The sequence below is a fragment of the Carnobacterium sp. genome, assembly GCF_032094055.1.
GTDB lineage: Bacteria > Bacillota > Bacilli > Lactobacillales > Carnobacteriaceae > Carnobacterium_A.
Map to the genome: position 1 here is coordinate 512 of NZ_DAMDAK010000065.1, position 12,123 is coordinate 12,634.

Sequence of the window (12,123 nt, forward strand, 5' to 3'; positions counted from 1 at the left end):
TGATTATCTGTGATGATATTTGTAATTTTCCCTCTATTGATGAACCCGGCATTTTGATACAATTTATTTAAATACTGATTATCAGCAATACAATCCAATCGAATAGCTTTTTTTCCTTTTGATTTAGCATATATTTTTGCTTCATTTAATAATTTGCTCGAAATTCCTTGTCCAGAAAAAGCACGCATAATGGTTAAACGGTGCAAATAGAAATAATCTGTACTTTTATCTTCTCCCCAAAAAGAGCTATCCCACTTACTTTGGTGGTCCCATAAAATGAACATGCCAACCGTTTGGCTATTGAGCGTTCCATAAAAAACTTCTCCACGGTTTATTGCTTCCGCTGTATTATGATTATCTTGACCTTCTAATATTCCTGACCATTGTGAAGATCCCTGAGACTGCAACCATAAAACGGTCTGAATCAACATATCATTTATCATTGTCAGATCTGTTCTTTTTGCTTGATGTAGACGAACTGTTTCATCCATATGCTTCCTTCTTTCTTCTATAGTAGATAAGTTAGATAAAAATTGCCCCACAAATGAGATGGGTGTTCTTCTCTAAGTTTAGTCACTTATTGAAAAACAGCCTCCTCTCTTCACTGGGGCAATAGCGTGTATGTTTTCTGTTAAGTCAGTTTACAAGCGTTCGTTTAATTCTTTTGCTAACTCTTCAAATCCTGGTTTTCCTAATAAAGCAAACATATTTTTCTTATAAGCTTCTACTCCAGGTTGGTCAAATGGATTCACACCATTTAAGTAACCTGAAACTCCCACTGCGATTTCAAAGAAATACATCAAATAGCCTAGAGTATACGCATCTGTTTCTGGGATAGTTACAAGTAAGTTAGGCACGTTTCCATCTGTATGAGCTAGTAAAGTCCCTTCAAATGCTTTTGTATTAACAAAATCGATCTCTTTACCTTGCAGGTAACCTAATCCATCCAAGTCTTCATCAGTAACTGGAATGTTTAGTGAGTGTTTTGCTTTGTTTACTTTAACAATGGTTTCAAAAATATTCCGTTGACCGTCTTGAATTGATTGCCCGATTGAATGCAAGTCAGTAGAAAAATTCGCACTTGCTGGGAAGATCCCTTTTTGGTCTTTTCCTTCTGATTCGCCGAATAATTGTTTCCACCATTCTGAGAAGTATTGTAGACTTGGTTCGTAATTGACTAATATTTCTGTTACTTTTCCTTTGCGGTAAAGCATATTACGGATGACTGCATATTGATAAGCTTCATTTTCTTCTAACTTATCGCTGCTGTATGCATCTGCTGCATCTGCCGCCCCTTGCATTAATGCATCAATATCTGCTCCGCTTGCTGCAATCGGCAATAAGCCAACAGCTGTTAATACTGAAAAACGTCCGCCAATGTCATCTGGGATAATGAATGATTCATAACCTTGCGCATTTGCTTCTTCTTTCAAAGCACCTCTTGCTTTATCCGTCGTTGCATAAATCCGTTTTTTAGCTTCTTCAGCTCCATATTTTTTCTCCAAAAGTTCTTTAAAGACTCGGAAAGCAATAGCCGGTTCTGTAGTTGTTCCAGATTTTGAAATAATATTTACAGAAAAATCACGGTCGCCGATCACATCAATTAAATCACTTAAATAAGTTGAACTGATACTGTTTCCTGCAAAGAAAACTTGCGGGAATTTGCGTTCTTCTTTAGGCAGCAAATTATAGAATGAATGGTTCAAGAAATCTAAGGCAGCTTTAGCTCCTAGATAAGATCCGCCTATCCCGATCACCACTAAAATTTCTGAATCATTTTGAATTTTTTCTGCTGCAGCTTTGATGCGGGCAAATTCATCTTTATCATAATTTTTAGGTAGATCGATCCAACCCAAATAGTCGCTTCCTGCTCCAGTGCCGTTACGCAACATGTCATTAGCAGTTGTTACTTGCTGTTGCATGTTCGTAATTTCATGTGGTTGAATAAATTTTTCGATTTTTGAATAATCAAATTTAATATGTCCCATTTAAATCACTCCATTATCTTGTATTTGTGAATCAAGGTGCAACGCTGTCATTCATTCTTAACTTTAGTAGTTTTAGAGAAAAAAAGCAAGAAAAAACAGCATTTCTACTAAGAAATGCTGTTAAAAAATAGTTAGATTAAAATTGCGGAACTCCGGATATTTTCCAATTTTCTAGAGTTTCTGTCAAGATGCTTGATTTTTGCCAGGATAATTGGGGAAAGTTCCTTTTTAATATCTCATTAGTTTGAATACTAGCATCAGCTAATTCAAACACAAAAAGCGGGATACGGTTTCCTTCAACTACAGCATTGGTTAATTCAAAAAGATTTAAATTTTGGATATCGATTGCCATGGTACTTTTTAGCTCTTCTAAAATACAAGCTAAACCAGTTTGTTTACTCAGAATCTGGGTGGACGGAAACGAAAATTTTTCGCCTTCTTTTTTTACTAAAAACACATATTTTCCTTCTATGTTATGGGTCATAATTGTTCCGGCTACCCATTGTTTTTCTGTCATTTCAAGCACCTCACACTTAAATTTTTAAGTAATCACACAGTAAACTTCTCTAGGTATTTAAAACAGCGGCTATATTTTTAATTCACTTGCCTTTTTTCATCTGCTTTTGCTTCTTCGATCCATTGAGGCATTAAATCACGAATTGTTTTGAATCCATCCTGATTCAACTTTTCTTGACGGTGTCTTCTTTTCTTAGAGTGATAGTGAAAGTGGCTTTGATCTTCTAAAGCTCTTAATGATAAGCTGATTTTTTTGGTATACTCATCAATATCTAAAATCATCACATCCATCTCATCTCCAACAGCTAGAACTTCATTTAGATTTTTTACATAGCCATGCTTACATTCGGAAATATGGATTAGTCCTTGTGTTTCTTTGTCTAATGCAACAAATGCTCCATAAGGCTGGATACCAGTTACCTTACCTTTAACAATCATACCGATTTTATAATCCATTTTCTCACCTCGTTCATTTTTACGCTGTAATAGTACTTTTAACACTGCAATGCAATTGTATCACAACAATAAAAGTTATGAAAATAGTATTCGCTTTCAAAAACAACTCAAATTTTATTTTTTGTTTTAGCCAGCTGCTACTAGATTTGGAAACGTACTCTAATTAACGTATAATAGAGCTAACGATTTGTCGGATTTTTTACTATAAAAAGGATGTGTTTAAATGGAAAGTAAGTTTGATGAAATTATTGATCGCACTAATCAACTGGATATTAAATGGGGACAATCAGAAAAAGTATTTGGTTCAACAGATGTTCTTCCTATGTGGATCGCGGATATGGATTTCGCGAGTCCAAAGCCGGTTCTCGATGCCTTAAAATCTCTACTTGATTCTCGTATTTTAGGATATACCGCTCCGCCTGATTCACTTTATCAAGCTATTATTGATTGGCAAAAAGAACGTCATCACATGGAACTGACAAAAGAAGCGATTCTCTTTTCGCCAGGAGTCGTGCCAAGTATTGCCTTGATCATTCAAACATTTACGAAAGAAAATGAAGCGATTATGATCCACGATCCTGTCTATACACCCTTTTCAAATATGATCACATTAAACCATCGCCGTTGTGTTCGCTCTACTTTAATCGTGGAACAAAATCAGTTTAAAATGGATTTCATCGAAATGGAAAAACAAATGGTCGAGCAACAGGTTAAACTATTTATTTTATGTAATCCGCAAAATCCAGGTGGACGTGTCTGGTCAAAAGAAGAGCTCATTCAATTGGCTGAGCTTTGTAAGAAACACCAGATCCTAATCATCAGCGACGAAATCCATGGCGATTTGATTTTTCAACCTTATCAGCTTGCTTCATTAGTAACATTGGATTCGTCTTACCAAGAGTTTGTTATTACACTCTCAGCTGCTACTAAAACATTTAATTTAGCTGGAATTAAAACGTCAATGATTTACGTACAAAATAAATTTCTAGCTGATCAACTAAAATCAGCGCAAGCTAAAACGGAACAAAGCAATTTAACGACATTTGGTTATATCGGCACAGAGGCCGCTTTGACTAAATGTGGTCCTTGGCTAACTGATTTATTACAATATCTTAGTGAAAATCTAGAAATAATTTGTGCATTTTTTGATAAAGAATTACCAGACGTAGCTTATATGAAACCGCAAGGCACTTATTTATTCTGGTTTGATTGCTCTAGTTTAAATATGACTGATGCTGAATTAGCTGCACACTTTGCTACAGTAGGAAAAATAGGACTAAATGCAGGCGCAGCTTATGGTCCAGCTGGTTCACAATATATGCGGTTAAACTTCGCAGCACCAAAAAGCCTTATAAATGAAGGTTTAAATCGGATCAAAGCGGCTTTTGAGAACCGATAAGCCTATTAAGAAAAGGAGAACAGGAATAAAATCCCGTTCTCCTTTTCTTTTTAAGCGATTTGTTCTGCAGCTAACAACAAGCAGCCGGTAATGCCCGCATTGTCTCCTAATGCTGGAGGAACAATATATTCTTCCAATGGCGGCAACTGGACGTACCCATTCATCAGTTTTTCAAATTCCTGGCGAACTAGTTGGAAAAGCTGTGTCTGTTTCATGACACCGCCACCTAAAACAATTCTTTCTGGGCTCAACACTAAAGTATAATTCATTAAAGCTTGTGCTAAGTAGTAAGCTTCCATTTCCCAAACAGCCGATTCATCAGCTAATTCATGGCCCTTTTTGCCATACCGTTGTTCAATGGCTGGGCCAGCAGCGATCCCTTCCAAGCAGTCTCCGTGATAAGGACAGAATCCGCCAAATGTTTCATCAGGATGTAACCGGACCATCATATGTCCCATTTCCGGATGACCGTATCCTTCTAATAATTTCCCATTTATCACTGCTCCACCGCCGATACCCGTTCCGACCGTTAAGTAAACGCAACTTGACAATCCGAGTGCTGCACCTTTTTTCAGTTCACCTAGAGCTGCTGCGTTAACATCTGTTGTCCACCCTACTGGAATAGCATACCGATTTTTTATTGCTCCTAAAAAGTCATAATTTTTCCAAGCTGTTTTCGGCGTAGAGGTAACGTATCCATATGTAGCTGAAGAAGTATTGACATCGATTGGACCAAATGATCCTATTCCAATAGCATCTAAATCATAAGAATCAAAAAATGAAAAAACTTGATTCAGCGTTTCTTCAGGTGTCGTTGTTGGGATACTGACCTTTTCTTTTAATTCGCCTTGTTCATTACTTACTGCACATACAAATTTCGTACCGCCTGCTTCAATTGCACCATATATCATTTTTGCACAATCCTTTCCATCATCATTTTCCCTTATATTGTAGCACAAACTAACAGATGTGAGGGCGTTTTCAATTAAATAATAAAGAAAAATAGCCTAGACTGTATTGGCACTAATGAAAACAGGGTCTACTGCAGAATAGGAAATCAACGTTAAACAGTGATGGCGGAGTCTTTATGCCTTCCAGATTTATAAAAAACCTCTCTGCTATTCTTATGCAGAGAGGCTTTGATACTTATTAAGCTACTTCAATTGTTTCAATTACAACATCATGAACTGGTTTGTCTTGAGCACCACGTTGTACATTTTGGATTGTGTTTACCACGTCCATACCTTCAATAACTTGTCCAAAAACGGTATGTTTAAAGTCTAACCATGGTGTACCACCATTTTCTTTATACGCTTCAATAACTTCAACGGGATATCCTGCTGCTTCCAATTGGTTTACCATATTGGCTGGTGTTGTTGAAGCCGTTACAATAAAGAATTGACTGCCGTTTGTGCCAGGACCGGCATTAGCCATTGAAAGGGCTCCGTTGATATTGAAGACTTCATTTGAAAATTCATCTTCAAATTCTTGACCCCATAAACTTTCTCCGCCCATGCCAGTACCTGTTGGATCGCCACCTTGAATCATAAATTCAGGAATAACACGGTGAAAAATAACTCCGTTGTAATATCCTTTTTCAGCCAATCCTAAAAAGTTTTCGACTGTTTTTGGCGCAACACTAGGGAAAAGTTTAACTTTGATTTCACCCATATTTGTTTTTATTGTTGCTACTTTCTCATCTTCAGCTACTTCTGTCGACAATTGCATAAATTGAGTCATTTTAAAACCCTCCTAATTTTTACTTACTTAACAATCATACTCAACTCTTGCTCAATTTACCATTGATTTTATTTATTTTTTCAACTTGACCGTTTCTTTTCTCGTTTATTTTTACTGTCGGAGAAACATTTTTATCAAGCTTGCATTCTTTTCATGGTATGATAGAAAATAAACAGCTTAATTTTTTAAAAGGTGGTACGTTATGGCAATTTTATCGAATTTTCCGCTTGTTGCTGCATTAACAGCTATTATTTTTGCTCAATTTATTAAAGTTCCTATTGCGCTGCTCTTGCAAAGAAAAACCACATGGGCATTGGCAACTTCCACAGGCGGTATGCCGAGTTCTCATTCTGCTGCGGTTTCTGCTCTCATCACTGCCTTATCTTTACAAGAAGGAGTACGTTCCCCTTTAGTGGCTATCGCTAGTACATTTGGGGTGATTGTAATGTTTGATTCTATGGGGGTCCGCAGACAAAGCGGTGAACAAGGGATTCTTTTAAACCATTTGGTCATTGATTTTCAAGATTTGCGTAATAAGGTTCTCAAGTTACAACACGAACCAAGTAATTTCACAGCTGAAGAAAAAGAACGCCATTTAAAAGAATACTTGGGCCATAAACCCATTGAAGTCTTTTTTGGTATTTTAACGGGTATCGGAGTTGCTTTTGCAGTTCGTGAATTATTGTCTATTTTTGGTTTTTAAATTGCTGCTTTCTTTTACAGTGCCCTTTCCCCTTCCATGAACGTATCGTGGAAGGCAAAAGGGCATTTTTAGTTGATGAGCAATCTATGAAGTTCTTTTGTTTTTGTGCTATACTGAAAAACGCTTTGAGGAACAGACTTGTTATATATGGAGGAATTACTTTGAAACCAACGAATGAAGTATTTGACATCACTATTATTGGTGGCGGTCCTACAGGAATGTTTGCTGCTTTTTACGGCGGTATGCGTAATGCAAAAGTCAAGATCATTGAAAGTTTACCACAACTCGGTGGACAGTTATCTATGCTGTATCCTGAAAAAGACATATTTGATATTGCTGCTATGCCTGTAGTTGGTGCTCAAGAGCTGATTGATAATCTATCCGTTCAGATGTCACGGTTTGAACAAACGATTTGTCTGGAAGAAGAAGTTGTGGATGTTCATAAGAATGCTGAAGGGATTTTTGAACTAAAATCCAAGAAAGCAACGCATTATTCAAAAGCTGTTATTATTACCGCTGGAAATGGCGCTTTTCAACCAAGAAGATTAGAGATCGAACATGCTGAACAATATGAAGGTAAAACATTACATTATTATGTTAACAATATCGAACGATTCAAGGACCGGACAGTCGCTATTTGCGGCGGCGGTGATTCAGCAGTAGACTGGGCTTTAACATTAGAACCGATTGCCAAAAAAGTTTACCTGATTCATCGTCGCAATAAATTTAGAGCTTTAGAACATTCCGTTTCTTTGTTAATGGAATCCGGTGTAGAAATAAAAACGCCTTTTGTACCAGAAGCAATTGACGGCAAAGAGCATGTCCTAGAACACGTTACGCTAAAAGAAGTGCGCGGGGATAAAACAGAGACTTTGGAAATCGATGACTTTTTAGTAAATTATGGTTTCAGCTCTTCCATTGGGCCAATGAAAAATTGGGGATTCGATGTCACCCGTAATGAAATCGTCGTAAATACTAAGATGGAAACTTCAATTCCCGGTATTTATGCTGCTGGAGACATTTGTACGTATGAAGGAAAGATTAAATTAATTGCCACAGGTTTTGGTGAAGCCCCAACTGCTATCAACAATGCTATGAGTTATATCAGCCCCGATGAGCGCGTACAACCCATGCACAGCACCAGCTTATTCTAAACAGTTATTTATCGCGCGTCTGTTTTTCCTGTTGATCAGGTCAAACAGGCGCTTTTTTTAAGGGTTATCTGCCGACTAAATCAGTAAATTGAGGTATACTGGACTTACTTAACTAGGAGGTATGCATATTATGGTAAAGTCAAGTAATGAGTTACATCAAAAAGCACTCGAATTGTTAGACAAACGCGGTGTAAAATTAACCGATATTGCTGAGCTGGTCCTTTTTTTACAAACTCCGTATATCAAAGATTTAACAGTGGAAGAATGTTTAGTGAATGTTGAAGCAGTCTTATTAAAACGCGAAGTGCAAAATACTATTTTAACAGGCGTTCAACTGGATATGTTAGCAGAGCAGAATGCATTGATGAATCCACTGCAAGATATTATCACAGACGATGAAGGTCTTTATGGAATTGACGAAATTCTAGCTCTTTCGATTGTAAACGTCTATGGTTCAATTGGCTTTACAAATTACGGCTACATCGACAAAATCAAACCAGGAATTCTAGCTAAGCTCAATAGTCATGAAGGCGATGAAGTGCATACTTTTATGGATGATATCGTTGGTGCAATTGCCGCTGCAGCAGCCAGTCGCTTAGCACATGCCAATCCATCGCAAAGTGAACTGGTTAAATAGGTTGTTCAATCAATGACGACTGTTTTATTTGGCTTTTTTGCTTAAAGAAGTATACTAGACTTGTAAGAAAAAAACGATAAAGGAGAGAGCAACCATGCCACATGATTTACAAAAAAAAGGTAACTTTCCAGATTTCTCTGATTTCTTTCCAAGTTTATTTGATGACAATTCTTTTTGGGATAGAGCTTCCTTATCAAACGCAAAAAGTAATTTCAAAGCTGATGTACACGAAACAGATAAAGAATATGAAGTAAAAGTCGATCTTCCCGGATTTGATAAAGAAAATATCTCAATTGAATTTGACCACGATGTCTTAACCATTCATGCTAAACGCCAGTCAGAAACAAGTGAAAAAAATGACGAAGGCCAATATATTAAACAAGAACGTTCTTATGGCAGTATGACACGTCAGTTTTACCTTAAAAATGCAGATGAAGAAAACAGCAAAGCCAATTACAAAGATGGTGTGCTTACTTTAACCATGCCAAAACTTTCTTCTGAAGACAATAAGAAAAAACAGATTACTATCGAATAATTCCGGCATTTTCAAAAAAATTTGAAGCCCCTACTCTTTTAACAGAGTAGGGGCTTCAGGTTGTTTTATTCTTTTTTAAAAGCTGTGTGTTTGGTAAAAAAGTAACCTGCAATAATCGTCAGCTCAATTAACACAAAAGCTAATATGAAACAATGCATAAAAAATGATTCCGGTAAAGCCAGGATCACAGGATCCGTTGATGGATTAAACATCCAAGCATCATTGTTAAAGAAGACTTCATGAAAAGTAATAAATAATTGATCGAAATTTAAAGCAATCAAGATCAAAACAACAAAAGGAATGAGCATTCCCCATTGAAAAGGCCGAATCAATTTCCAGCCTAAACGCTGCCGTTTAATAAAACATACATAAAAAACAGAGCCAATCGTTGTTACTGCTGCAACTGCATAATTAAATAAAAATAACTTTTTCACTTCATAAAAATGGAACAGCCCATCTTTTGAACTCGGGAAGTCTGGCATGTGCAATTCTGTGATCCAGGGTTTATTTAAATAATCGAGTAAGGTATGATAATTTTCTAACAGCACTGTTTTGCTGAGTCCCAGCTTTTCTGGGATAGAAAAGTAATCAAGATCAAAAGCATATAAAGGAACAAAGTTGATCGTAATGGCAATGGCCACGGTTAGGATACATAAAAAAAGACTTGCAATACCTAAAAAATGAATGAATTTTATTTTCATTACACAGTCCACTCATCTAAAGAAGAAATTTGATAAGTCGGTTGTTCCATCTCTACAGTAAGATCTTCTCGCTTGGTAAAACCTGTATAGACTAATAACGTATCTATTCCATTGTGGATACCGGCAAGAATATCTGTTTCATAATTGTCCCCTACCATCACTACTTCTTCTTTCTTCAATCCGATTGTCTTCAATGCCTCCTTCATAATGATTGCTTCAGGCTTCCCAATAAAAGTAGGCTGAACTCGCGTAGCAGCTATCACTAATGCTGCTAATGAACCAGCTCCTGGAACCATTCCTTTTTCACTAGGCAGATTTGTATCTTTATTTGTAGCAATAAAACGGGCTCCTTTGTGAATTGCTAAAGTAGCTGTTTCAAAATCTTCATAAGTGGCTTTACGATCTAAAGCCACTGCTACAAAATCAGGGTTGAGTTTATCTTCGATAAATCCAGCATCGCTTAAAGCATTCTTTAATCCAGTTTCTCCAATAGCAAACACTTTGTTGCCTTGGTTTAATTCTTTCATATAAGTTGCTGTTGCCAATGAACCAGTATAGATAGTCTCTTCAGGGACATCAATTGAAAAATGGTTCCGTAAATTATCGGCCACTTCTTTTTGTGTTTTTGTTGTATTATTCGTGACAAATAGAAACGGAATCTGCTTATCTTGCAGCCGTTTAATAAAACGAGAAGCAGCTGGTATCGGTTTGCTTCCCAAATACATTGTTCCATCTAAATCAATTAAATATCCTTTGTAATCCATGAGTGTTCTTCACAGCTCCTATTCGTTATTTTTTTTCGTTTCCACATCTTTACGGCGAATACTAAAGTGGCGTTTGCCCTTACTGTCTTGGACGGTTTTAAATGCGGATTTTTCTTTCTCTGCAACTTTCGTTTCTTTTTGAGCAGTTGCCGGAGTGACCTCTTTTTTAACAAAATCACGTTTTCCTTTTGTTCCAGTTGGCTTACTTTTCTTTTTTTCTGCGGCTGACTGTGAAGCAGCCGGTTGTTTTACTCGTTCTGACTTTTGATTCGTAGGATTTTTTCCTTTTTGGTTTCTTCGTTTGCGAGCAGGTTTATCAGTCTTTTCTGAAAATCCTCCTTTGGTTTTGCTTTTTTTCGTTTCCAAACGATGCAAAACAAAATAAGGACAGCCGAAATTACAGTACTCATATAAATAATCTTCCAGATTATTGATTCTTTGATCTTGAGGAACTTTTCGGTTTCGATTATCATAAAAACCTTTTAACCGTAATTGTTCAAAACCCCAATCTGCTACTACATAATCATATTTATCTAAAATTTCACTGTATCTTTCACTTAATCGTTCAGCATCAAAAGCTTCTCTGTAGTCTTTAACAATTTCATATTTGGCGCCGTCAATCGTGATAGTAGTTGCGTCTATTCGCTGCACTAATTGTTGTTCCGTCGGTTCTAAAGTCTCTTGTATTTCTAGACTCATAGATGAATTCGTTGCATGCTTATCTTTTTTCTCAGGATATTCTTTTTTTGTTAGGTTTCTAGTTGTTTGTTGAGATTCATTAACCGAACTTCTCTTCGTTCTTTTTTGTTTAGTTGGTTTATCTATTTTTTCGCTTGATTGATGTGAACTCTGTTTTTTGCTAGATGACGGTTTAGAGTCATTATGCTGTTTTTCTATATTTTGCTTAATGGTCTGTTCTTTCTGTTCTGACATTTTTTCACCTACATTTTCTATTCTGATTTGTCTTCGCTTATTAAAGGATACGTCTTACGTAAATACTGACCTAAAACATTGCGAATAAAGTAAGGGAATAACACTTCGTTCTCTCCTTTTATTTCAATGGTTGGAAAGAAAGGAATATACATAAAATGATCGACCGTTGCAAAGGTATACCTTTTTTCTTTAACAATCTGTTCTCCTAACCACTTTACTTCTCTGGTTTTTTTATCAAATTCAATTCCGTTATAACACAACTCGCCAAAAACTTGTCCTCTGAATCCCATGCCTTTTATTGGAAAATTGCGTAAAAAGTCCCGGTTTTTTTCCATTTCATAAATGAGACGAATCATATTTTCACCGTCTAAAGTACAGCGCAGAATTCTCATTGGATGCGGCAATACTTGATGCAATTCATCATTGGTCACAATGCCTTCAATCAGTGGTTGCATAAATAATCCTGCATTTAAAATAGCTGCTTCTGTTTTAGCGTAGTCTTTAACAGCTTCCAATCCGACTTCAACTAAAGTCGACTTTTTTTGCCAGCTGACTGAAAAATTACTGGGGATTACTGCAATTTCTTGTTCATTTAAT

The 12,123-nt window shown here is 36.5% G+C and carries 15 protein-coding genes; 5 read left to right on the forward strand and 10 right to left on the reverse strand.

Annotated features, from left to right (window positions below; genetic code table 11):
• The 4 genes from RT405_RS09830 to yugI all read right to left on the reverse strand — a co-directional run.
• A partial coding sequence (locus tag RT405_RS09830; protein WP_313469405.1) for a GNAT family N-acetyltransferase occupies positions 1–491 on the reverse strand: 491 nt, incomplete at its 3' end.
• Between the two features lie 150 nt (positions 492–641).
• Positions 642–1,988: a glucose-6-phosphate isomerase gene (locus RT405_RS09835; RefSeq protein WP_313469406.1), complete on the reverse strand. Its 1,347-nt coding sequence runs from the start codon at positions 1,986–1,988 to the stop codon at positions 642–644.
• A gap of 136 nt (positions 1,989–2,124) precedes the next feature.
• On the reverse strand, positions 2,125–2,505 hold the full coding sequence (locus RT405_RS09840; RefSeq protein ID WP_313469408.1) for a hypothetical protein: 381 nt from the start codon (positions 2,503–2,505) through the stop codon (positions 2,125–2,127).
• Between the two features lie 77 nt (positions 2,506–2,582).
• Positions 2,583–2,960: a S1 domain-containing post-transcriptional regulator GSP13 gene (yugI, locus tag RT405_RS09845; RefSeq protein ID WP_035029604.1), complete on the reverse strand. Its 378-nt coding sequence runs from the start codon at positions 2,958–2,960 to the stop codon at positions 2,583–2,585.
• A gap of 223 nt (positions 2,961–3,183) precedes the next feature.
• Here yugI and RT405_RS09850 point away from each other — a divergent pair, with 223 nt between their 5' ends.
• Positions 3,184–4,359, forward strand: coding sequence for a MalY/PatB family protein (locus RT405_RS09850; RefSeq protein ID WP_313469410.1), 1,176 nt, complete (start codon positions 3,184–3,186; stop codon positions 4,357–4,359).
• Between the two features lie 50 nt (positions 4,360–4,409).
• On the opposite strand, the gene RT405_RS09855 is transcribed toward RT405_RS09850, so the two are convergent.
• Positions 4,410–5,270, reverse strand: coding sequence for an ROK family protein (locus tag RT405_RS09855; RefSeq protein ID WP_313469411.1), 861 nt, complete (start codon positions 5,268–5,270; stop codon positions 4,410–4,412).
• A gap of 238 nt (positions 5,271–5,508) precedes the next feature.
• The gene (locus tag RT405_RS09860) at positions 5,509–6,099 is read right to left on the reverse strand and encodes a peptidylprolyl isomerase (RefSeq protein ID WP_313469412.1); all 591 of its coding nucleotides are present in this window, start codon (positions 6,097–6,099) and stop codon (positions 5,509–5,511) included.
• 202 nt (positions 6,100–6,301) lie between these two features.
• Between RT405_RS09860 and RT405_RS09865 the strand changes: the two genes are divergently transcribed.
• The 4 genes from RT405_RS09865 (at position 6,302) to RT405_RS09880 (ending at position 9,128) form a co-directional block, all read left to right on the forward strand.
• Positions 6,302–6,802, forward strand: coding sequence for a divergent PAP2 family protein (locus tag RT405_RS09865; RefSeq protein WP_035029616.1), 501 nt, complete (start codon positions 6,302–6,304; stop codon positions 6,800–6,802).
• Positions 6,803–6,963: 161 nt separating this feature from the next.
• Complete coding sequence (locus RT405_RS09870; RefSeq protein ID WP_313469414.1) at positions 6,964–7,956, forward strand: NAD(P)/FAD-dependent oxidoreductase; 993 nt, start codon at positions 6,964–6,966, stop codon at positions 7,954–7,956.
• Positions 7,957–8,086: 130 nt separating this feature from the next.
• Positions 8,087–8,593 (forward strand): phosphatidylglycerophosphatase A, encoded by a 507-nt coding sequence (locus tag RT405_RS09875; RefSeq protein WP_313469416.1) that lies wholly within the window; start codon positions 8,087–8,089, stop codon positions 8,591–8,593.
• A 94-nt stretch (positions 8,594–8,687) separates the two neighbouring features.
• The gene (locus RT405_RS09880) at positions 8,688–9,128 is read left to right on the forward strand and encodes an Hsp20/alpha crystallin family protein (protein ID WP_313469417.1); all 441 of its coding nucleotides are present in this window, start codon (positions 8,688–8,690) and stop codon (positions 9,126–9,128) included.
• 65 nt (positions 9,129–9,193) lie between these two features.
• On the opposite strand, the gene RT405_RS09885 is transcribed toward RT405_RS09880, so the two are convergent.
• The 4 genes from RT405_RS09885 to RT405_RS09900 all read right to left on the reverse strand — a co-directional run.
• A complete protein-coding gene (locus RT405_RS09885) occupies positions 9,194–9,829 on the reverse strand; it encodes a TIGR01906 family membrane protein (protein WP_313469418.1) in 636 nt (211 codons plus the stop codon).
• A complete protein-coding gene (locus tag RT405_RS09890) occupies positions 9,829–10,593 on the reverse strand; it encodes a TIGR01457 family HAD-type hydrolase (protein ID WP_313469420.1) in 765 nt (254 codons plus the stop codon). Before RT405_RS09890 ends, RT405_RS09885 begins: the two co-directional genes overlap by 1 nt.
• 18 nt (positions 10,594–10,611) lie before the next feature.
• Entirely contained in the window at positions 10,612–11,526 is a 915-nt protein-coding gene (locus tag RT405_RS09895; protein ID WP_396163666.1) for a YutD-like domain-containing protein, read from the reverse strand.
• 17 nt (positions 11,527–11,543) lie between these two features.
• A partial coding sequence (locus tag RT405_RS09900) for a 5'-nucleotidase C-terminal domain-containing protein (RefSeq protein WP_313469422.1) occupies positions 11,544–12,123 on the reverse strand: 580 nt, incomplete at its 5' end.